Origin of the sequence: Leisingera coralii, assembly GCF_049056525.1 — a bacterium.
GTDB lineage: Bacteria > Pseudomonadota > Alphaproteobacteria > Rhodobacterales > Rhodobacteraceae > Leisingera > Leisingera coralii.
In genome coordinates this window covers 24,105-44,407 of sequence record NZ_JBHUPT010000035.1, presented here as the reverse complement: position 1 = coordinate 44,407, position 20,303 = coordinate 24,105, and the positions used below count along the sequence as shown (strand labels likewise).

19 protein-coding genes are annotated in these 20,303 nt (G+C 62.2%); 8 read left to right on the top strand and 11 right to left on the bottom strand.

Annotated features, from left to right (window positions below; all coding sequences use genetic code 11):
• Positions 1 to 107 precede the first annotated feature (107 nt).
• The 3 genes from pncB to pncA form a co-directional block, all read right to left on the bottom strand.
• Positions 108 to 1,397 (bottom strand): nicotinate phosphoribosyltransferase, encoded by a 1,290-nt coding sequence (gene pncB / locus ACFMBG_RS13540; protein WP_421055226.1) that lies wholly within the window; start codon positions 1,395 to 1,397, stop codon positions 108 to 110.
• 64 nt (positions 1,398 to 1,461) lie between these two features.
• Complete coding sequence (locus ACFMBG_RS13535; protein WP_421055225.1) at positions 1,462 to 3,723, bottom strand: ATP-binding protein; 2,262 nt, start codon at positions 3,721 to 3,723, stop codon at positions 1,462 to 1,464.
• 69 nt (positions 3,724 to 3,792) lie between these two features.
• Positions 3,793 to 4,389, bottom strand: coding sequence for a bifunctional nicotinamidase/pyrazinamidase (pncA, locus tag ACFMBG_RS13530; RefSeq protein WP_421055224.1), 597 nt, complete (start codon positions 4,387 to 4,389; stop codon positions 3,793 to 3,795).
• Between the two features lie 179 nt (positions 4,390 to 4,568).
• Here pncA and trhO point away from each other — a divergent pair, with 179 nt between their 5' ends.
• Positions 4,569 to 5,480, top strand: coding sequence for an oxygen-dependent tRNA uridine(34) hydroxylase TrhO (gene trhO / locus ACFMBG_RS13525; RefSeq protein ID WP_421055223.1), 912 nt, complete (start codon positions 4,569 to 4,571; stop codon positions 5,478 to 5,480).
• Positions 5,481 to 5,604: 124 nt separating this feature from the next.
• Here trhO and ACFMBG_RS13520 read toward each other — a convergent pair whose 3' ends face one another.
• The 8 genes from ACFMBG_RS13520 to ACFMBG_RS13485 form a co-directional block, all read right to left on the bottom strand.
• Positions 5,605 to 6,273 (bottom strand): NapC/NirT family cytochrome c, encoded by a 669-nt coding sequence (locus ACFMBG_RS13520; protein WP_421055222.1) that lies wholly within the window; start codon positions 6,271 to 6,273, stop codon positions 5,605 to 5,607.
• On the bottom strand, positions 6,273 to 6,743 hold the full coding sequence (locus ACFMBG_RS13515) for a nitrate reductase cytochrome c-type subunit (RefSeq protein WP_421055221.1): 471 nt from the start codon (positions 6,741 to 6,743) through the stop codon (positions 6,273 to 6,275). The genes ACFMBG_RS13520 and ACFMBG_RS13515 overlap by 1 nt, the downstream gene beginning before the upstream one ends.
• 8 nt (positions 6,744 to 6,751) lie before the next feature.
• On the bottom strand, positions 6,752 to 9,250 hold the full coding sequence (napA, locus tag ACFMBG_RS13510; protein ID WP_421055220.1) for a nitrate reductase catalytic subunit NapA: 2,499 nt from the start codon (positions 9,248 to 9,250) through the stop codon (positions 6,752 to 6,754).
• Positions 9,247 to 9,525: a chaperone NapD gene (locus ACFMBG_RS13505; RefSeq protein WP_421055219.1), complete on the bottom strand. Its 279-nt coding sequence runs from the start codon at positions 9,523 to 9,525 to the stop codon at positions 9,247 to 9,249. Before ACFMBG_RS13505 ends, napA begins: the two co-directional genes overlap by 4 nt.
• Positions 9,522 to 10,037 (bottom strand): ferredoxin-type protein NapF, encoded by a 516-nt coding sequence (gene napF, locus ACFMBG_RS13500; protein ID WP_421055218.1) that lies wholly within the window; start codon positions 10,035 to 10,037, stop codon positions 9,522 to 9,524. The genes ACFMBG_RS13505 and napF overlap by 4 nt, the downstream gene beginning before the upstream one ends.
• 12 nt (positions 10,038 to 10,049) lie before the next feature.
• Positions 10,050 to 10,199 (bottom strand): periplasmic nitrate reductase, NapE protein, encoded by a 150-nt coding sequence (gene napE / locus ACFMBG_RS13495; protein WP_008553292.1) that lies wholly within the window; start codon positions 10,197 to 10,199, stop codon positions 10,050 to 10,052.
• Between the two features lie 502 nt (positions 10,200 to 10,701).
• Positions 10,702 to 11,820 carry a CDP-glucose 4,6-dehydratase gene (gene rfbG, locus ACFMBG_RS13490; RefSeq protein WP_421055217.1) on the bottom strand — a complete coding sequence of 373 codons (1,119 nt, stop codon included), beginning with the start codon at positions 11,818 to 11,820 and terminating at the stop codon, positions 10,702 to 10,704.
• Between the two features lie 22 nt (positions 11,821 to 11,842).
• On the bottom strand, positions 11,843 to 13,099 hold the full coding sequence (locus ACFMBG_RS13485) for a class I SAM-dependent methyltransferase (RefSeq protein ID WP_421055216.1): 1,257 nt from the start codon (positions 13,097 to 13,099) through the stop codon (positions 11,843 to 11,845).
• 159 nt (positions 13,100 to 13,258) lie between these two features.
• Between ACFMBG_RS13485 and rfbF the strand changes: the two genes are divergently transcribed.
• From rfbF to ACFMBG_RS13450, 7 genes are all read left to right on the top strand, one after another.
• A complete protein-coding gene (gene rfbF, locus ACFMBG_RS13480) occupies positions 13,259 to 14,026 on the top strand; it encodes a glucose-1-phosphate cytidylyltransferase (protein WP_421055215.1) in 768 nt (255 codons plus the stop codon).
• 3 nt (positions 14,027 to 14,029) lie between these two features.
• On the top strand, positions 14,030 to 14,584 hold the full coding sequence (locus ACFMBG_RS13475; RefSeq protein WP_421055214.1) for a dTDP-4-dehydrorhamnose 3,5-epimerase family protein: 555 nt from the start codon (positions 14,030 to 14,032) through the stop codon (positions 14,582 to 14,584).
• Positions 14,584 to 15,864, top strand: a complete 1,281-nt coding sequence (locus ACFMBG_RS13470; RefSeq protein WP_421055213.1) for a methyltransferase domain-containing protein — start codon at positions 14,584 to 14,586, stop codon at positions 15,862 to 15,864. Before ACFMBG_RS13475 ends, ACFMBG_RS13470 begins: the two co-directional genes overlap by 1 nt.
• A 33-nt stretch (positions 15,865 to 15,897) precedes the next feature.
• Positions 15,898 to 17,112 (top strand): glycosyltransferase family 2 protein, encoded by a 1,215-nt coding sequence (locus ACFMBG_RS13465; RefSeq protein WP_421055212.1) that lies wholly within the window; start codon positions 15,898 to 15,900, stop codon positions 17,110 to 17,112.
• 19 nt (positions 17,113 to 17,131) lie between these two features.
• Positions 17,132 to 17,977, top strand: a complete 846-nt coding sequence (locus ACFMBG_RS13460; RefSeq protein WP_421055211.1) for an NAD-dependent epimerase/dehydratase family protein — start codon at positions 17,132 to 17,134, stop codon at positions 17,975 to 17,977.
• Positions 17,978 to 18,007: 30 nt separating this feature from the next.
• The gene (locus ACFMBG_RS13455) at positions 18,008 to 18,778 is read left to right on the top strand and encodes a cephalosporin hydroxylase family protein (protein WP_421055210.1); all 771 of its coding nucleotides are present in this window, start codon (positions 18,008 to 18,010) and stop codon (positions 18,776 to 18,778) included.
• 891 nt (positions 18,779 to 19,669) lie between these two features.
• Entirely contained in the window at positions 19,670 to 20,299 is a 630-nt protein-coding gene (locus tag ACFMBG_RS13450) for a hypothetical protein (RefSeq protein ID WP_421055209.1), read from the top strand.
• The last annotated feature ends 4 nt before the right edge of the window (positions 20,300 to 20,303 follow it).

Below are 20,303 nucleotides of genomic sequence, written 5' to 3'. Positions count from 1 at the left end.
GTCAGCAGCTATTACCCAATGTTTCGCGCGCGAAACATTGGGGCATAAACTCTGCCACTAATTGTATCCTCTGCAGGGAAACCCACCCCAAGACCGGCGAAGTCTTATCAAACGATTACCGCCTGACGCTCCTGCTTGCCGACACCGAAAACGCGCTTGTAGCGTTCGATTTCCTCGGCCGGACCCATCGCCTTTTCCGGGTTGTCGGACAGTTTCACCGTCGGCCGCCCATTGGCCGCAACCGCCTTGCAAACCAGCGAGAAGGGAGCCAGCGCATCATCCGGCACCAGCCCGCGGAAATCATTGGTCAGCAGCGTGCCCCAGCCAAAGGACACTTTGGTGCGGCTGGAAAACTGCGCGTGCAGGTCCTGGATCTGCTGCACGTCGAGGCCGTCGGAAAAGATCACCCGCTTCTCCGCCGGATCCTCGCCGCGGTCCTTCCACCAGTTGATCGCCACTTCCGCGCCCTTGACCGGGTCGCCGCTGTCGATGCGGATGCCGGTCCAGCGCGCCAGCCAGTCCGGGGCGCGGTCCAGGAAACCCTTGGTGCCGTAGGTGTCCGGCAGAATGATGCGCAGATTGCCCTCATGCTCGTCGTGCCAGTCGGACAGAACCTCATAAGGCGCCCGGGCCAGTTCCGCGTCGCTGTCCGCCAGCGCCGAATAGACCATCGGCAGCTCATGCGCATTGGTGCCGATCGCCTCCACCTCGCGGCGCATTGCAATCAGGCAGTTGGAGGTGCCGGTGAACTTCTCTCCCAGCCCCTCGATCATGGCCTGCACGCACCAGTCCTGCCACAGGAAGGAGTGGCGGCGGCGGGTGCCGAAATCGGCAATCGTCAGCCCGTCGATATCGCGCAGGCGCTCGATCTTCTCCCAGACCCGGGTCATGGCGCGGGCATACAGCACCTGCAGCTCAAACCGGCCCATCTTGTCCAGCACCGCACGCGAGCGCAGCTCCATCAGCACTGCCAGGGCCGGGATTTCCCACAGCATGACCTCGTGCCACTTGCCCTCGAACGTCAGCTCATACTGATCGCCCTTGCGCTCCAGATGGTAGGGCGGCAGGCGCAGGCCCTCGAACCACTCCATGAAATCCGGGCGGAACATCTGGCGTTTGCCATAGAATGTATTGCCGCGCAGCCAAGTGCTCTCCCCGCGGCTGAGCGACAGCGAGCGGATGTGGTCCAGCTGCTCGCGCAGTTCGCCCTCGTCGATCAGCCGGGCCAGCGGCACATGGGTGGAGCGGTTGATCAGCGAGAAGGTCACCGTGGTGTCCGGCTTGTTGCGGAACACCGACTGGCACATCAGCAGCTTGTAGAAATCGGTATCGATCAGCGACCGGACAATCGGATCGATCTTCCATTTGTGATTGTAGACGCGGGTTGCAATATCCACCGGCGGCCTCGTGCTTAAGGAGTCACTGATTGATAGGATAGCCCGCCAGCGGGGGCAAAGGAAATCAGCCCGCGCGGCGGGCCTGCGCCCGGGGCGCCAGCTGCATCAGCAACTCCAGCAGCTTGCCGCGGTTGATCGGTTTGCTCATGAATTCGTCCATGCCTGCGGCCAGACAGGCCTCCCGGTCGGAGTCGAAAGCGTTGGCAGTCAGCGCCACAATAGCGGGCTGCCGCCGCGCCAAGGTGCGGATCGCGCGGGTGGCTTCCAGCCCGTCCATCTCCGGCATCGACATATCCATCAGGATGATATCCGGCGCAAATTCCTCGAACCGCGCCACCGCCTCGCGGCCATTCTCGGCAAAGGCCAGTTCCACCGGCGTCGGCTGCAGAAATTTCTCTATCAGCACCTGGTTCACGGCGTTGTCCTCCGCCACCAGCACCCGCAGCCCCTCCAGCGTGGCAAAACCGCCCGGTTGCGGTACGGCGCCCGGCACCGCTGCCTGCTCAGCCCGTGGAGGATCCAGACGAAGCCGCACAGTGAAACAGGACCCCAGTCCCAGTTCGGAATTCACCGTAATGCTTCCGCCCATCGCCTCTGCCAGGCGGCGGGAAATGGCGAGCCCCAGGCCGGTGCCGCCAAAGCGCCGGCTGATTGCGGCATCCGCCTGGGAGAAACGTTCGAACACCTTGGAGAGCATATCCCTGGGGATGCCGATCCCGGTGTCCGCCACCGAAAAGACCAGGTCGAAACCCTGCTCTGCCGGTTCGGCATCCAGCGTCACCAGCACCCGGCCTTGCTCGGTGAACTTGATGGCGTTACCGGCGAGGTTCAGCAAAATCTGCCGGATCCGCCGGTCGTCGCCGCGCAGCTGTGCGGGCGCACGATCCTTGATGTCCAGCAGCAGCCCCAGCCCCTTGGAGTCCGCCTGGGCCTTCAGCAGGCAGATGGTTTCCTCGAAACAGGTGCGCGGATCGAAGTTGGTGCGGCTGAGGGTGACACCCTCGACATCCATCTTGGAAAAGTCGAGGACGTCATTGATCAGGGCCAGCAGGGTATCCGCCGAACTGAGAATGGTCCCGGCATAAAGCTCCTGTTCTTCGTTCAGGCCGCTGTCGCGCAGCAGCTGGGCCATGCCGATCACCCCGTTCATCGGGGTGCGGATCTCATGGCTCATCGTCGCCAGGAACTCCGCCTTGGCACGGGCGCCTTCCTCGGCGGCGATCCGCGCCTGCTCCAGCTGCCGGGCGTGTTCCTTGGCGGCGGAAATGTCACGCTCCACCGCGATCAGGGTTTCCAGCTCCCCGGCGCTGTTCAGCATCGGCACCTGGCTGGTCTCGAACCAGATATGCCGCCCGTCCTTGCGCCGGTTGCAGATCTCCACCCGCACCGGACGGGCATCACGGACGCTGTCCTGCAGCAGCCGGATGGTTGCAGGATCGGTCCTGCCGCTGTTCAGCAGGTCACCGGGCAGCTGGCCCAACGCCTCGTCAAAGGAATATCCGGTGAGGCGGGTAAAGCTGTCATTGACCCAGGTAATCCGCCCCTCCCGGTCCATCAGCATCACGCTGTCATTGGCGTTTTCCGCCACCAGCGCCAGGCGCTTGGCCTCCATCTGCTGATCGGAGAGCTCTGCATAGGCGGCTTCCAGCTCCTGCTGCTGCAGGGCCTGGGCCAGCATGTTGCTGCGGGTCCGGCTGAAGTTGCGCCTGACGAAAGCGAGAAACCACAGATAAGACGTATACAGCACCACCAGCCCTGCGAGGTGCAATTCGTACATTGCCGCCGCCGCCGGGGTTTCAAGAATCTCCACCGCCAGAGCCGCAACTGGCAGCACTGCATAGGTGACGAGTTTTGCGATGACGGCCCGGGGGTGATACGGCAGGACCAGCCCGGCATTGATCGCCGCCCCCAGGAGCAGGCTAACCGTAAACAGCGGTTCATTGTGCGCATGCAGCTCCAGGGCCGGAATCTCGATCCAGAAGGGAACCGACGCAGCAGCACAGAGTGTCAGGGCGTGCAGGAAAGCGGTCAGCGCTGTCAACAGCCGCAAAGCCCCCTCGCTCATCCCGCGGCCGGCCAGGCGGTCTGCCCGGCGCAGCAGCAGGCAATCCGCAGCATCCCCGGCAAACGTCACGGCAAAGGCCAGCAGCGCATATTGCAGCGGAATGACCAGCCCAAGAGCAATAAACGCCAGAGCCATGAACAGCTGGCGGCCCCAGAACAAACGCACGCGGCCGCGGGCATAGCGCAGCAGCAGCTCGAGTGAGCCGTAACGCTTGTAGTAACTGGCCAGAGGGCCGGTGGCGGCCCCGTCGGAAATATCCATCAATGCGCCTTGCCGTCGGTGAGTCCGTACAGCTTAGGCAGGCTATTGTTAATAATTCGGCAATTCAACTCAAGATTGAAGAGCAACGCCTGCCTCTTTCATTTGTTCGAGCGCTGCCTGCAGCGAGCCGTTCAGATCAATTGCCCGGCACGCAACCAGATCAACCGTCACTTCAAAGCCAAGCCGCGCCGCGTCCAGCGCGGTGAAGGCAACGCAAAAGTCGGTGGCCAGCCCGGCCAGGGTCAGCCGGGTGATGCCGCGGCTGCGCAAGTATCCTTCAAGCCCGGTGGGCGTGGTCCGGTCATTTTCGAAGAAGCCGGAATAGCTGTCGATCCCGGGGCGGAACCCCTTGCGGATGATCAGGTCGCCATCTGTGCGCAGGTCCTTGTGAAACGCGGCCCCGCTGCTGCCCTGCACGCAATGATCGGGCCACAGCACCTGGGTGCCATAGGGCATCTCCACGGTATCAAACGGTGCCTTGCCCGGGTGCGCGGAGGCAAAGGAGGAATGCCCTGCCGGGTGCCAGTCCTGGGTCAGAATCACCGCGTCAAAACGGTCCATCATGGCGTTGATGGGGGAGACCACCTCATCCCCGCCAGGCACCGCCAGCGCCCCGCCCGGGCAGAAGTCATTCTGCACATCCACAACGATCAGGGCCTGGGTCATCGGCAACTCCTTTGCTGGCTTGCACAATTTGTAACGGGACAAGTGCCGCTTGGGAACTCCCGCTGGCCGGCGGCAGGCGGCCGCAGCTGAACGCAGGCATGCAAAGCCCTTGTTTTATTGGCTCCCCGATGGCGGTTCTTGCTCTTGAAAACCGTGCGCCATGGTTCTAAGGCCGGGGCATGTACACGATTGCTGCCCTCTATCACTTCACCCGTTTCCCCGATCCTGCCGCGATCAAGCCGGCGCTTCTGGACCTGTGCCAGGCGCAAGACGTCAAAGGCTCGCTGCTGCTGGCGCAGGAGGGGATCAATGGCACCATCGCCGGCCCGCGTGCCGGCATCGACGCGGTGCTGGCGCATATCAAGGCGCTGCCGGGCTGTGCCGGGCTGGAGTGGAAAGAGGCGACGGCTGCCGAGCCGCCCTTTGGCAAGATGAAGGTGCGGCTGAAGAAGGAGATCGTGACCATGGGCCAGCCGGACGTGGATCCGCTGGCCTCCGTCGGGCATTACGTCGAGCCGGAGGAGTGGAACGACCTGATCCGGCAGGACGATGTAGTCCTGATCGACACCCGCAACGACTATGAGGTGGCGATCGGCACCTTCGAGGGTGCCATCGACCCCAAGACCGAGAGTTTCCGCGACTTCCCGGCCTGGTGGGAAGAGAACAAGGACCGCTTCCACAACAAACGGGTTGCAATGTTCTGCACCGGCGGCATCCGTTGTGAGAAATCCACCAACTACCTGCTGGGCCAGGGGGTGGAGGATGTCTATCACCTGAAGGGGGGCATCCTGCGCTACCTGGAGGAAATGCCGGCCGAGAACAGCACCTGGGAAGGCGAATGCTTTGTCTTCGACAACCGGGTGTCGGTCGGACACGGGCTGGTCGAAGGCCCGCATGAGCTGTGCCATGGCTGCCGCCGCCCCATCCTGCCGGAGGACAAGGCGCGGCCCGAGTTCGAGCAGGGCGTCAGCTGCCACCTGTGCATTGATCAGACCTCGGAAGAAGACAAGGTCCGGTTCCGTGAGCGGCAGAAGCAAATGCAGCTGGCCCGCGAGCGCGGCGAGGACCACCTGGGCAGCATCCCGCTGTAAGCCCGGGTCAGGACCGTTTCCTGCCGCTCCACCAGCGTAGGAAACGGACACTAAAACAGACACTAAAAAGGCCGCTGCCCATCGGGACAGCGGCCTTTTCTAGTGTTTTTCGGGGCTGGCAGCGTCAGTCGCTGCTTATGCCCAGATAGCTGCGGGTGCTGGCCAGCAGTCCCTCGCCATGGGCCGGCGCCAGCAGGCCCGCATGATCCTCGCCTTCGGCTTCGGCCATGTCTGGCAGCTGGTGGGCAATGCCCTTGTGGCAGTTGATGCAGGTCTTCTCGCCGGTGAACAGGAAGCGCTCATGCGCCTCTGCCGCGCGTTTGGACTGGCGGGTGATGTCCATGGACTCGTCGGAGTGGCAGTTACGGCACTCCAGAGAGTCGTTGGCTTCAAGCCGCGCCCATTCGTGCTGTGCCAGCTCCAGCCGGTGCTCCAGGAATTTCTCCCGCGTGTTGATGGTGCCGAAGATCTTGCCCCAGACCTCCTTGGAGGCCTGCATCTTGCGGGCGATCTTGTTGGTCCAGTTGTGCGGCACGTGGCAGTCCGGGCAGGAGGCCCGAACGCCGGAGCGGTTGGAATAGTGGATCGTCGGCTTCAGCTCCTCGAACACGTTGTCGCGCATTTCGTGGCAGCTGGTGCAGAAGGCCTCGGTGTTGGTGACCTCAAGCGCGGTGTTGAAGCCGCCCCAGAAGATGATCCCCATCACAAAGCCGCCCATGGTCAGGAAGCCGAGCGAGAAGAAGGTGCTGGGGCGCCTGATGATCCACCAGACCCGTTTGATGAAACTCCACATCAGTCCGCCCCGCCCTGCTTCGAGTGCACATAGTCGAGCACCTTGTCCACATCGACGAACTCATTCTCGACCAGCGGCCGGGCGTTGGTCTGCACCACGTGGCACTGGTTGCAGAAATAGCGCCGCGGGCTGACCGCGCCGAGGGTCTGGCCCTCGCGGTTCATGAAGTGGGTGACCGAAATCATCGGCGCCTGGCTGACTTCCACAGCCGTGCGGCTGTGGCAGGTCAGGCATTTGTTGGAGTTCAGGTCGACCTGATAGTTGTCGGTCTTGTGCGGGATCAGCGGTGGCTGATCCGGGTAGTTGCGTACCTGGCGGATGTCGGTGTTGACGACACCGGGGATCTGGGTGGCTTCGCCCTGCTCGTCCAGCGGCGCGGTGTTGCGCAGCGTGGCGACCTGGTTCTGGGCGAAAGCGGCCGAGGCCAGCAGGATCGGTGCGGCCAGGATGGCGAGACGGAGATGTTTCATGACGGACCTCACACTGCTTCGATACGGACTGCGCATTTCTTGAAGTCCGTCTGTTTCGAGATCGGATCGGTGGCATCCAGCGTGACCTTGTTGATCAGCCGGCGCGCATCGAACCAGGGCACAAAGACCAGGCCTTTGGGCGGCTTGTTGCGGCCGCGGGTTTCCACCCGGGTGCGGATTTCACCGCGCCGCGAGATCACCCGCACTTCGGTGCCGCGCCGGAAGCCCATGGCCTTGGCATCGTCCGGATGCATGTAGCACAGCGCGTCCGGGATCGCCTGGTACAGCTCCGGCACCCGCTGGGTCATCGAGCCGGAGTGCCAGTGCTCCAGCACCCTGCCGGTGGTCAGCCATAACGGGTATTCCGCGTCCGGGCTTTCCGCCGGCGGCTCGTAAGGCAGCGCAAAGATCACCGCCTTGCCGTCGGGCTTGCCGTAGAACTCGAAATCGGTCCCCGGGGTCACATAGGGGTCGGAACCTTCCTTGAAGCGCCACTGGGTTTCCTTGCCGTCCACAACCGGCCAGCGCAGGCCGCGTGTTTCGTGGTAAGTTTCGAACGGCGCCAGGTCGTGGGCCTTGCCGCGGCCGAATTCGGCGTATTCCTCGAACAGGCCCTTCTGGATGTAGAAGCCGAAGTCCTCGGATTCGTGGTTGCCGTATTCCTTGGCCTTCTCGGACAGCTCGTACTGGTCGACCTTGCCGTTGGCGAACAGCACCTCGAACAGGGTTTTGCCCTTGTAGTCCGGATTGGCGTCCAGGATTTCAGCGGGCCAGACTTCATCGGTGGTGAAGCGCTTGGAGAACTCCGCCAGCTGCCACAGGTCGGACTTGGATTCGCCCGGCGCGTTCACCAGCTGGTACCAGAACTGGGTGCGGCGTTCGGCGTTGCCGTAGGCGCCTTCCTTCTCCACCCACATGGCGGCGGGCAGGATCAGGTCGGCGGCCTCGGCCGTCACCGTCGGATAGGCGTCCGACACCACGATGAAGTTATCGGGGTTGCGGTAGCCCGGCAGCCCTTCCTCCATCATGTTGGGGGCGGCCTGCATGTTGTTGTTCACCTGCACCCAGTAGCAGTTGATCTTGCCGTCCTTCAGGTCGCGGTTCTGCTTCACGGCGTGGGCGCCGACCCAGTCCGGCACAGTGCCTTCGGGCAGCTTCCAGATCTTTTCGGCATAGGCGCGGTGCTCGGGGTTCTTGACCACCATGTCGGCGGGCAGACGGTGAGCGAAGGTGCCGACCTCGCGCGCAGTGCCGCAGGCCGAGGGCTGGCCGGTCAGCGAGAACGGCGAGTTGCCGGGGGTGGAGATCTTACCGGTCAGCAGGTGGATGTTGTAGATCATGTTGTTGACCCAGACACCGCGGGTGTGCTGGTTCACGCCCATGGTCCAGAGCGACATGACCTTGGTCTCCGGATCGGCATAAAGCTTGGCGATCTTCTCCAGCGTCTCAGCCGGGACACCGGACATCTCCGCCGCCTTTTCAAGCGTGTATTCGGAAACGAACTCGGCAAATTCCTCGAAGGTCATCTCCGAGGCGCCGCCGGCCTTTCCGGCGTTCTCGGCCATCTGCTCGAGCGGGTGCTCGGGCCGCAGGCCATAACCGATGTTCTGGTTGCCGCGCTTGAAGTTGACGTGCTTGGAAACGAAGTCCTCGTTCACCGCGCCGTTCTGGATGATGTAGTTGGCGATGTAGTTCAGGATCACCAGATCGCTGTGCGGGGTAAAGACCGCCGGGATGTCGGCCAGATCGAAGCTGCGGTGGGTGAAGGTCGACAGCACCGCCACCTTCACATGCGGATGGCTGAAGCGGCGGTCGGTGAGACGGGTCCACAGGATCGGGTGCATCTCCGCCATGTTCGAGCCCCACAGCACAAAGGCGTCGGCATTCTCGAAGTCGTCATAGCAGCCCATCGGCTCGTCGATGCCGAAGGTGCGCATGAAGCCGCCCACGGCGCTGGCCATGCAGTGGCGCGCGTTCGGGTCGATGTTGTTGGAGCGGAAGCCCGCCTTCATCAGCTTGGAAGCGGCATAGCCTTCCCAGACGGTCCACTGGCCGGAACCGAACATGCCGATGCCCTCGGGGCCTTTCTCGGCCAGGGTCTTCTTCCACTTCTCGGCCATGATGTCGAAGGCCTCATCCCAGGAGACCGGGGTGAACTCGCCGTTCTTGTCATATTCGCCGTTGGTCTTGCGCAGCAGCGGCGTGGTCAGGCGGTCGGCGCCATACATGATCTTCGACAGGAAGTAACCTTTGACGCAGTTCAGGCCGCGGTTCACTTCGGCCTGGGTGTCGCCATGGGTGGCGACCACGCGGCCGGCCTTGGTGGCGACCATGATCGAGCAGCCGGTGCCGCAGAAGCGGCAGGGCGCCTTGGACCATTTCAGTTCGGTCAGGCTGGCGTCGGTTACGAGGTTCTGCGCTGCCGCGGGGATCGGCAGCCCGGCAGCAAGCGCCGCGGCGGCGGCAGCCTGCGCCTTGATGGCGTCACGGCGTGTAATTCCGGTCATTGGGGGGTTCCTTCTTGAAGGGCGAGTTCCTGGGCATCGCAGGTCTGATGGAAGACAAGCGCCGCGCTGGCGACGCCGTCGAGAAGCTGGATTTTGGCCAGGGCATCGCCAATGGCACGATCACTGTCCGCTTCGAACAAAACGACAATTTTGCCCGAGGGATCCGTTTGCGAAATTTCGGCGTTCGGCATGGCTTTGATGGTGTCCAGCACGGCCTCCATGCAGGCCGGGTCGCTGCGCACCAGCAGGCTGGAAATATGAAGCTCTTGTGTCACCCGGGGCTCCTTTGCTGGCGGGGATCGCGGATCGCGATGGCATTGTTGGGACAGGTTGCAAGGCAGGCACCGCAGCCGGTGCAGGCCTCCGCATCAACCTGGATGGCGCCTGCCGGACGGACCGACAGATCCATCCGAAGGGCGCGCGGGTCGCAGATGTCGGTGCACAGCTGGCAGGTGATGCCCGCGGACAACAGGCAGCTGCTGCCGATTTCCACACTTACCGGCCAGGGTGCGGGCTGCTCCAAATCGAAGACAGGTTCCGGGCAGGCCTCGGCGCAAGCTGCACAGAAAGTGCATTCGCCGCCCCGGAAGCTGATCCGCGGGCGGTTGCGGCTGTCGAATTCGATGATCTCTTCCGGGCAAGCCTCCACGCAGGCATTGCAGCTGGTGCAATGCGCCTGCACCCGGGCCTCATCGGTCCAGGGCGGACGGAACTCCGGCTCGGGCCTGGCGACCCGTCCGGTCAGGAAGGCGCGCCGGGAAGGGGCTGTGCTGGCATGAGCTGGCATCGGCCTGGCCTCTTAACCGGCGGGCGGGCCCAGGAAGATCTGGGAGATCCAGATGATCAGCCCGTAACCGCCGACAATCCCCACCGCCAGAACCGGCGCCAGGATGACGGCGAGAAACAGGAAAGTATTCCGCTCTTCGGCTTTGGTTGGCTGTTCGGACATATGCGTCCTCCTTGGCTCTCACTTTCTCAGCGGAGCAAGCCAGGCAGGAATCGGCTGTGTCTGTGTCCGGTTTTCCAGGTCAGCTTCACTTCGCTGGACGGGAGAATGCGAGGGACCGAAGCCCGTCACATTGATCTGAGTCATTTTACAGCCGGTTGATTTTGAAAATCAAAACATTCAAAAAATCAAAGGTAAGAGTTTGTTGAGCTAACGCAAACTCGCGGGCCGCAAACTGTTAAAAAGGTGAAAAACAATCACTGTTCCCAGCGGTGCAATTTGACCGGAGGCGCACGAAGAGATCGAAGCAAAGTAAAGAAGCAGGCCTTGCAGCCGTCAGCCGCACCGCCGGCGCAGGCCGGTGCTCAAAGGTCTTCTTATCCGCCATCGCCCTCGCAGCAATCGTCATTTATTGCTGTGAGACGCTGCAAGGGAACCTGCGTTGCACACTGCCCGCTACCGAAGTCCTGAGCCTAACCGCTGCGACGGGGAAAGGCTGGGCACATCAGGCCTCGGCCAGCCGGTTCCGGTACTCCGTGATCTGCCGTGCGGCGGCCGCGTTTCTCTGCTCCGGCGTCCGGCCCTTGTACCATTCCGCGGTCCAGGCCGTCATCTGACCGGCATCAAGCAGCGGCTGCCAGCCCAGCAGCTGCCGCGCGGCGCTGCAGTCCAGCTTGAGGAGATTTGCCTCATGCAGGGTGCCGTCCGGCTGGCAGCTCCACTGAAACTCCGGGCCAAGGGTGTCCGCGAAACCGGCGATCATTTCCCCAACGGAGAGATTCATCTGGTCCGCAGGGCCAAAATTCCAGCCCCGGGCGCAAAGTTCGGGCGCTGAAAACCCCATTTCGGCCAAGCGGAGATAGCCCGCCAGCGGGTCGAGCACATGCTGCCAGGGGCGCAGAGCCCCGGGGTGGCGCAGGCGCAGGGTGCTGCCGCCGGCCAAGGCCCGCATGGCATCCGGAACAATCCGGTCCGGGCTCCAGTCGCCGCCGCCGATCACATTGCCGGCCCGTCCCGACGCAAGCGCCACACCATGCTCCTGCAGGCGGTCGGGCGGGAAATAGGAGCTGCGGTAGGAGGCGGTGACCAGCTCGGTGCAGCCCTTGCTGTTGGAATAGGGGTCATGCCCGCCCATGGCGTCGGTTTCCCGGTAGCCCCAGATCTGTTCGCGGTTCTCATAGCATTTGTCGCTGGAGACCACGACAACCGAACGCAGCGACGGCGCCGCCGTGCGGCAGGCTTCCAGCAGATGCACGGTGCCCATGACATTGGTCGCATAGGTTTCCACCGGCGCCGCATAGGAATAGCGCACCAGCGGCTGCGCCGCCATGTGGATGACAACCTCCGGATCAAAGGCCTTCACCGCCTGGCGCAGCGCAGTCTGATCGCGCACGTCACCCGGCACATGGTCGATCTGCGCCGCCAGCCCCAGCTCTTCAAAGAAGCTCTGCCGCCCCGCGGGCACCCCGGTCGTCGAGGGCGGCAGCGCAAAGCCGCGCACCTGTGCCTGCATCTGCAGCAGCCAGGCGGTCAGCCAGCTGCCCTTGAAACCGGTATGTCCGGTCACAAACACACGGCGCCCCTGCCAGAACGAGGGCGCACTGCGGAAGTCACTGTTGCTCACGTTGGTGCCTTTGCTGTCTGGGTCAGGAAACATGCTTGAGCTGAAGCCCGCCGGCGGTTTCATTCAGCACCGCGATCTCAACGGACCAGCCCATCCCGGCAATCATGTCCCGGATCTCCGTTTCGTAGTTCGGGTTCATGATCACGATGGTCGCCACCCCCATCTGCCTGGCCTCCTCTGGCGGCACAATCGGGATGCCGGTGACGGGCATGTAGCAGCCTTGCTTGGCCTGATTGAGATCGATGCCCGCAGAAATCATCTGATGCGCGCGGGCGTTCATGATCAGCGAGAAGGTCACCCCCTTGGAGGCAGCGCCCCAGATGGCAACCGGGCCTGCGCATTTACGGCGCTCCAGATAGGCCGACCATCTGTCCAGCAATGCGCCGCGATGCGCCTGATAGGCCCGCCCCAGTTCCTGCGGGTCCGCGGTCGGCGGCGGCACCGCGGGCAGGCCTTCTGCGGATATTTGCGCCTGCACCCACATGTACTGGCCGTCATAGACAGGCACCACCTCGCATTGCAGGCCGTGCTGCGCCAGCAGCAGGCTGATCGAATGCGGGGTGTAGAGCGCGCAATGCTCGTAGAAGAAATCCTGGAACGCACTATGGCGCAGGATCCAGTCCGCGTCGGGCGTTTCGACAAACAGCTGCCGCCCCGGCGCCATGACCGCGGCCAGGTTCGCGGCAAAGCCCTGCACATCGCTGACATGCTCGATGGTATGGCGGGAGCAGACGACATTGGTCTGCGGCGGAATCTTCGCGGTCTCCGCCGGGGTGAAATAGCAGGGGTGGACGACAACCCCATCCGGCAGCTGCTCCGGCGCCGTGAAAGAAGGGTCGAAGCCAACCGCCGAGACCACCCGCCCCTGGCCGCGCTCATGCAGCAGGCGCAGGAAATCCCCCTCGCCGCAGCCGATCTCCACATAGTGGATATCCTCCCCCGGCGGCACCGAGGCCAGGATCCGGTCCGCCATGGCGCACAGATGCGCCTGATAGAAGCTCGAGGCGGTGACATCATTGTTGTAGCCGCCGTCATAAGACATGAGCTCCGGGTCAAAGGCGGCGTTCCAGACAAAGCCGCAGCCGCAACACTGGACCATTTTCAAGGTGCCGCGCCGGGCCGTTTGCGCCGCTTCCCGGGTGGCCAGGGTGACATTCTGCAGCGCCGGCACGTTGAGCCGCCGCTCGATCACCTGGCCGCCCCGGCAGGCCTGCACCGCCCGGCGGCCCTCCGCCTGCGGCTGACACACGGGACACGGGTAGGGCGGGGTTTTGCTCATGATCAACCTCGGGCAGGGCTTCCAGCAGGGGCGCTGGTGCCAGAAGGCCTAATAGAGAATGGTTACCAAACCTGAAACACCTGCTCCGGTAAAAGAAAATTAACCGTGCCCGCGTATCGCTAAATTTCAAGTGAGATTGTAATTGATGGGAGCAAGCACATGAAAGTTGTCATCCTGGCCGGCGGTCTTGGCACCCGGATCAGCGAAGAATCCCATTTGCGGCCAAAGCCGATGCTGGAGATCGGCGGCAAGCCCATCCTGTGGCATATCATGAAGTCCTACAGTGCCCACGGGCTGACGGATTTCGTCATCCTCTGCGGCTACAAAGGCCATATGATCAAGGAGTACTTCACCAACTACCTGCTGTATAATGCAGACGTGAGCGTCGATCTGGGAACCGGCGACTTCAATATCCTGAACCATTCCGCAGAGCCCTGGCGCATCACCATGCTGAGCACCGGCGAGCTGACCCAGACCGGCGGCCGCCTGGCCTATGCCCGGCCGCATCTGAACGAGACCTTCTGCCTGACTTACGGCGACGGGGTCTCCGATGTCGATCTGACCAGCCTAATCGGCTTCCACTTTGCCGAAGGCCGCCAGGCGACGGTCACCGCGGTGCAGCCCACCGGCCGCTACGGCAGCATCGAGATGGACGGCAGCGCCGCCAGCGGTTTTGTGGAGAAACCGGCAGGCGACAACAGCTGGGTGAGCGGCGGCTTCTTTGTCTGCGAACCCTCGGTTCTGGATCATATCGAGGGACCGGAGACGGTCTGGGAAAAGGAACCCCTGCAGCGGCTGGCGAAGGACGGGCAGCTGTCGGTCTACCAGCACCGCGGCTTCTGGAGCGCGATGGATACGCTCAGGGACAAGAATCAGCTGGAAAGCCTGTGGAGCAGCGGCAGCGCGCCTTGGAAGACCTGGGGCTGATCCATGTCCGCCCCGCTCCTGTCCGCCCTGTCCCTGCCGGGCGTGTTCCACTGCCGGCCGCAGCTGCACGAAGACACGCGCGGCAGTTTCTGCCGCCTGTCCTGCGCGGAAATGCTGGAACAGGCCGGGCTGAACAGCACTTGGGTGCAAAGCAACCTGTCGCGGACCGCCGCCAGGGGCACCATCCGCGGCATGCATTACCAGACGCCGCCTTTCGCCGAAATCAAGCTGCTGACCTGCATCACTGGCCGCATTTACGACGTGCTGGTCGATCTCCGGCCGGAATCCCCCGCCTACCTGCAGTGGACCGGCATCGTCCTGGACGGGGCCCGGGCGGACACGCTCTATATCCCGGCCGGCATCGCCCATGGGTTTCAGACCCTCAGCGATGACGTGACCCTGCATTACAGCCATTCGCAGCCCTTCAGCCCCGCCCATCAGGCCGGTCTGTCCTACCGGGACCCGCAGATTGCAATCCAGTGGAAGCTGCCGGTGACGGTGCTTTCCGAACGCGATGCGGCCCTGCCGTATCTCTCTGACATAAAGGAGGCCTCGTGATGCAGTGCCGACATTGTTCAACGCCGCTTTCGCACAACATCCTGGACCTGGCGCATGCGCCGCCCTCCAATGCCTATCTGGAAGCCGGCCAGCGCCTGCAACCGGAGGTTCACTTTCCGCTGCGGCTGTTCTTCTGCCCCTCCTGCACCCTGGTGCAGACCGAGGATTTCTGCCGCGCCGATGACCTGTTTGACGCCAACTACGTCTATTTCTCCTCCACCTCCAGCAGCTGGTGCGCCCATGCTGCACGCTATGCGGAGGCCGCAATCGGGCGCTTTGGCCTGGATGCGGACAGCTTCGTGGTCGAAGTGGCCTCCAACGACGGCTACCTGCTGAAGAACTTCGTGGCGGCGGGCATCCCCTGCCTCGGCTTCGAGCCGACCGCCAGCACTGCCGAAGCCGCCCGGGCCCTGGGCGTGGACAGCCGCCTGGAATTCTTCTCCGAAGCCACCGCCCGGGCGCTGCGCCAGGAAAGGGCGGCGCAGGGCCGGGGCGATGGCGGCGCCGATCTCATCGCCGGCAACAACGTCTATGCCCATGTGCCCGATATCAATGATTTCAGCCGCGGGCTGTATCAGCTGCTCGCCGCAGAGGGCGTGGTTTCGCTGGAGTTTCCGCATCTTCTGGAGCTTGTCAGCCACGGCCAATTCGACACCGTCTACCACGAGCATTTCTCCTATCTCTCGCTGACGGCAGTAGACAAGATCTTTACCGCGGCGGGCCTGCGCATCTTTGACGTGGAGACCTTGCCGACCCATGGCGGCAGCCTCCGGGTCTGGGGATGCCGGGCAGAAGCGTCGCACACCCGGATGACTGCCGTCAGCGAAGTTCTGGAGCAGGAGGCGCTGGCCGGTATCAAGACGCCGGAGTTCTACCAGACCCTGCAATCCCAGGCAGACCACGCCGCAAACAGCCTGCTGTCGTTTCTGACCGGCTGCAAATCCCGCGGCGAAACCGTTGCCGCCTATGGCGCAGCGGCTAAAGGCACCACTTTGCTGAACTATGCCCGCATCAGCCCGCGCCTGTTACCGTTTGTCTGCGATGCCGCGCCATTCAAGCAAGGCCGGTACCTGCCTGGCTGCCACATTCCGGTCCGCCCCGTTGAAGCGCTGCGCGAAACGCCCCCGCAACATCTTCTGATTCTGCCATGGAACATCAAGGATGAGATCGCCGAGGATCTCGCCTGGCTGGCCAGGGATCACGGCACCGCGTTCTGGACCGTCATGCCGGAACCCCTCCGCCTGGAACTGCCGGCGTTCACACACGCGCTCTCCGCCTAGGCCGCACCTCACATTCAAACAGGATCACCCCTCATGTCAGAACCCAAGCTCAGCATCTGCATTCCGACCTACAACCGATCCAGGTATCTGGGAACGGTGCTTGTGCATCTGGAAGACATACTGAAGCAGCTGCCCTTCGAAACAGAAGTCATCATCTCCGACAACGCCTCCACCGACAACACGCTGGAGCTGCTAGAGGCTGTGCAAGACCGTCTGCCCCTGACGATCCTGCGGCAGGAAACAAACCTTGGGGCGGTATCCAACATCAACGCTGCCCTGCGCGCGGCCAAAGGGACTTACGTCGTCTATCTGGCAGATGACGACCGGCTGCGGCCTGAAGGCGTGCTAAAGTCCATTGAGATGCTGGATGCCAACCCAAACGCCTGCGGCCTTTATGCGCCTTGGCAAATCAAGGATCTGGTCGCCAATAGAGTGATCAAGCAGTTCTACAGCCAGCCCCGGGACGTCACCATTGCGCAGGGTAACTATGCACAACTGTTGGAGCATATTGCTGAATTCAAAATCTACTCCGAAATCTGCATCCTGCGGCGGGACGTTTTTAAGTCCTTGCACCCTATCCCCACCGACATTGCATTCTGGGCCTTCACCACGCCGGCCGAATATCTGGGGGCAGGTGACCTGATCTATGCGCAAGAACCGTTCTATTGCTCCATCAGCCGCCATTTCGAAGGCGACGCACGCATGCAGCTGGGTTTTCGCGAAGTCATGAATGCCTGGGACACCTACCGCGGCGGCCTTGAGTATCTGCACGGTCTTGCCATTTCCCATGGCGGCCTCACAAAACCGGATATGGTGGCCCGGTTTGTCCAGACCCATCCAATCGAGCGTATGTATACTGCACTGAAGCTGCGGCTGCAGCTGGGGGGTGACCCGCTGGAGAACTATGCACTCGCGGCACGATTAAGGGGTCTGGGCCTAGGAAGTCAGTTACCGGCCCCGATGGAGCAAATCCGGACCACCGCCGCGCTTTACTTTGCCTGTGTCAAATTGCCGGAAACGCTGCAGGCAACCGGCGTTGCGGTCATTGGCAATTGCCCCGAAGAATCCCTGCAGCAGCTCAATTCCGTCACCGACCTGCCTGTCCACCATGCGGAACATGCAGACGACATCGGCTCAGGCGACGTGGTCCTCGACTTCGGCAGCCAGGATGACGCTCTCCGGAAACGTGCCCGGGCAACAGCACTGGCGCATATCACCGAAGCTCAGCTGCAGCAGAAATTCGTATGAGAACAAGGCGCAGCCTGACATGACACGCATCCTCCTTACAGGGTCCACAGGATTTGTCGGCCGGGCCGTAACCCGGCAGCTGCACAAGGGCGGCCATGTGCTGTGCCACGTGGTGCGCCAGGGCACCGCGGACCGCATCGGCGAACGGAGTGAACAGGACAGCATCATCGAGGTTCAGGATCTGTTTTCCTTGCCAGCCAGCTGGTGGGCCGATACCGCCAGAGGCTATGACCTAGTGCTGCATATGGCTTGGTATGCCGAGCCCGGAAAATACCAGACTTCACCAAGGAACCTGCAGTGCGTCGCCGGAACGATGGCCCTGGCAGAGGGTGTCCAGCAGGCCGGAGTTCCCCGTTTCGTCGGCATCGGCAGCTGCTTGGAATACGACCTGAGCAGCGGCCTTGCCGCACCCGGCACCCGCCTGGACCCGCAATCCCCCTATGCCGCGGCCAAGGCTGCTTGCGCAATGGCTTTGCAGGCAACCCTGCCGCTGGCGGGGGTGTCCTTTCTATGGGCGCGCCTGTTCTACCTCTACGGCGCAGGCGAAGACCCCCGGCGGTTGATTGCCTCCCTGCATGCCAACCTCGCAGAAGGAAGGCCGCTTGAGCTCAGCTCCGGCAGCCAGATCCGCGACTTCATGGATGTCGATGACGCCGCCGCGCTGCTGGTGCAGGATGCCCTCTCTTGCCGGACCGGCATAACAAACATCTGCAGCGGTTCCGGCACCTCGGTTCGGATGATCGCAGAATCCATCGCCGATCAATACGGCCGCCGCGACCTCCTGATCTTTGGCGCCCGTCCCGACAATCCGGACGACCCCCCCTGCGTGATCGGGCAACGCCCCGAACCCCTGCTTCAATCGTAATTTTCCCCATATGAGCAAAAGAGTGACGCAATGAGCTACTTCAAAACCGAAATTGCAGACCGGACCCGGGACATGCAGGCAGACGTGGAACTTCAGAAGGTATCACTGAACTTTCTGCGCAGCTCCGCCAAGGCAAAGTATTCCTACAACTTCCATTGGATGGACCGCCCGATTATCCAGTACCCGCAGGACATTGTTGCCATGCAGGAGCTGATCTACGAGGTGAAGCCGGATCTGATCATCGAAACTGGCATCGCCCATGGCGGCTCCCTCGTCCTCTCCGCCTCCATACTGGCCATGCTGGATATGGTGGATGCCATAGAAACAGGGGAAAGCTTTGATCCCAATGTCTCCAAACGCAAGGTCCTGGGCATCGACATCGACATCCGCGACCACAACCTCGCTGCCATCGACGCTCACCCCATGCGCTCCCGCATTGAAATGATCCAAGGCTCCTCCGTGGATACGGACATCATCAAGCGGGTCTACGACTTTGCCGCGGACTACAAAAAAATCCTGGTCTGCCTGGACAGCAACCACACCCATGACCACGTTCTGCAAGAACTGCGCGCCTATGCTCCGCTCACCTCCGTGGGCAGCTACTGCGTGGTTTTTGACACCCTGATCGAGGAGATGGAGGAGGACACCTATCCGGACCGCCCCTGGGGCAAAGGAAACAACCCCTATACCGCCATCCAGTCCTATCTGAAGGAAGCCGGGAACTTCGAGATCAACAGCCAGATTCACGAGCGTCTGCTGATCACCGTCGCACAGAACGGTTTCTTGCGGCGCGTTAGCTGAGGTTGAAACGTAACCGTCCAGTGCAGACGCAAAGCGCGGTGCTTTCTGCCAGTTGAAGGCTTGATTGGCATTCACACTGCCGCACCGCGCAACTTGGGTGGGTCCGTTGCATCGGCGCGCTTTGCTGGCGAGAGCCTGCGCCGCATCGAGGGTTAGCTCCGCGGGATAGGACCCGGCCAGCGCCTGCCGGCCCGGCAGGCCCGCACTGCGCCGCTGGCCGCCAAGTCCGGGGAATGGCTGCAAAGCCAGCGCCACGCAAACCCTCCAGCACGATGCGGGTTCGCAACCTCTCTCGAACACATGGCGTTCGATCGCTCACTCTCCTCCGCCGAATGGTGCTTGCGCGTCTTACGGCGGATGTCCTTGACGACCCGACCGGCCGTCGGTTTGCCGGTTCCGGCTTTCCGTCGTGCAAATCCCACAATCAGGCCCACAGGTGCGGATGTCAGACAATACAACCGTCTGTCACTGTTGTGCCGAGGAACTAGTAACATAAGAAGCTGCTGTTTTTCCGCCCCAACGTTGACTGAGCCAGTCTCGGCGCAACGCGTGGATATCACGCTGTCAGATGAGCGGCGGATATTGGTGGAGGGCAGCACCGAACCGTCGGCTGTCTTGGCCTTGGTAGAGGGGTTGATGCCGTGATCCCAGTGCCATCGAACACACGGGTTTGGCTGACGGCTGGCGTGGCGGATACCCTGCAGCGCCTTCTTCAAGAAAAGAAACATGCCTTTCGGCAACTCACCTGTCCTCCAAGGCTTGAGAGAGTTAAAATTCTCCCTTTTATTTTAACACGTTATTATCCTCCGTCATGCATATTGCGACTGCTGGCAGCCGCGATATCAAAGTGCTCTGCGGCTTCCTGAGTTCTCAGTTAAACAGGATGGCGGTATGACTTACAAAATTTCCAAATTTGTGTTCTTAACCGGAACGTTGCTTTCAACAGCCGCTTGCAGTGTGAGTGAAAAGGCAAGCGACCGGCTCAAAGGCATGCACAGCACCCGTCTCCTAGTTGACGAAGGTGTGCCTGGGGAGATTGGCGGAAGTTCTGCATCCCAAAAAGAACAAATCATGAACGTATTCTTAACCGGCTACAGCTACTGGGACAACACTCCCCGCGGCTCGGCACAGATTGCCCGGCCAGTGATCCACCGGCAGGCTGGTGGAACAGGAACCTACGAGGACCCGGTCACTCTTGCAGTCGGGCATGTGAAACGAAACGGCCGCAGCTACATGGACTACCCTGCAGGCACAAAGTTCTACGTCAAAAATCTGCAAAGGTACGCAATAGTCGAGGATCTGTGCGGCGATGGACCGAAACCGCAAGCGGGCCCATGCCACAGCGGCTACCAGGGGCATAACTGGCTGGATATCTACGTTGGCGGCCGAGGGATTGACGAAAGCTGGGTCAACCGCTGTATGAACCGTATCACCGGAATTCAGCCGGTTATTCTGAACCCTGGCCCTGGCTACCCGGTTTCACCAGGGGAAATTGCAGCCAGCGGGTGTGCAACCTTTTAACACC

Bases quoted from the DNA above. Each gene is read 5' to 3' on its own strand.
- ACFMBG_RS13515 (WP_421055221.1), bottom strand. From the start codon at position 6,743: ATGAAACATCTCCGTCTCGCCATCCTGGCCGCACCGATCCTGCTGGCC.
- ACFMBG_RS13465 (WP_421055212.1), top strand. From the start codon at position 15,898: ATGTCAGAACCCAAGCTCAGCATCTGCATTCCGACCTACAACCGATCC.
- ACFMBG_RS13475 (WP_421055214.1), top strand. From the start codon at position 14,030: ATGTCCGCCCCGCTCCTGTCCGCCCTGTCCCTGCCGGGCGTGTTCCAC.
- ACFMBG_RS13485 (WP_421055216.1), bottom strand. From the start codon at position 13,099: ATGAGCAAAACCCCGCCCTACCCGTGTCCCGTGTGTCAGCCGCAGGCG.
- ACFMBG_RS13455 (WP_421055210.1), top strand. From the start codon at position 18,008: ATGAGCTACTTCAAAACCGAAATTGCAGACCGGACCCGGGACATGCAG.
- ACFMBG_RS13460 (WP_421055211.1), top strand. From the start codon at position 17,132: ATGACACGCATCCTCCTTACAGGGTCCACAGGATTTGTCGGCCGGGCC.
- napF (WP_421055218.1), bottom strand. From the start codon at position 10,037: ATGCCAGCTCATGCCAGCACAGCCCCTTCCCGGCGCGCCTTCCTGACC.
- pncA (WP_421055224.1), bottom strand. From the start codon at position 4,389: ATGACCCAGGCCCTGATCGTTGTGGATGTGCAGAATGACTTCTGCCCG.
- ACFMBG_RS13520 (WP_421055222.1), bottom strand. From the start codon at position 6,273: ATGTGGAGTTTCATCAAACGGGTCTGGTGGATCATCAGGCGCCCCAGC.
- trhO (WP_421055223.1), top strand. From the start codon at position 4,569: ATGTACACGATTGCTGCCCTCTATCACTTCACCCGTTTCCCCGATCCT.
- ACFMBG_RS13535 (WP_421055225.1), bottom strand. From the start codon at position 3,723: ATGGATATTTCCGACGGGGCCGCCACCGGCCCTCTGGCCAGTTACTAC.
- napA (WP_421055220.1), bottom strand. From the start codon at position 9,250: ATGACCGGAATTACACGCCGTGACGCCATCAAGGCGCAGGCTGCCGCC.
- ACFMBG_RS13450 (WP_421055209.1), top strand. From the start codon at position 19,670: ATGACTTACAAAATTTCCAAATTTGTGTTCTTAACCGGAACGTTGCTT.
- rfbF (WP_421055215.1), top strand. From the start codon at position 13,259: ATGAAAGTTGTCATCCTGGCCGGCGGTCTTGGCACCCGGATCAGCGAA.
- ACFMBG_RS13470 (WP_421055213.1), top strand. From the start codon at position 14,584: ATGCAGTGCCGACATTGTTCAACGCCGCTTTCGCACAACATCCTGGAC.
- napE (WP_008553292.1), bottom strand. From the start codon at position 10,199: ATGTCCGAACAGCCAACCAAAGCCGAAGAGCGGAATACTTTCCTGTTT.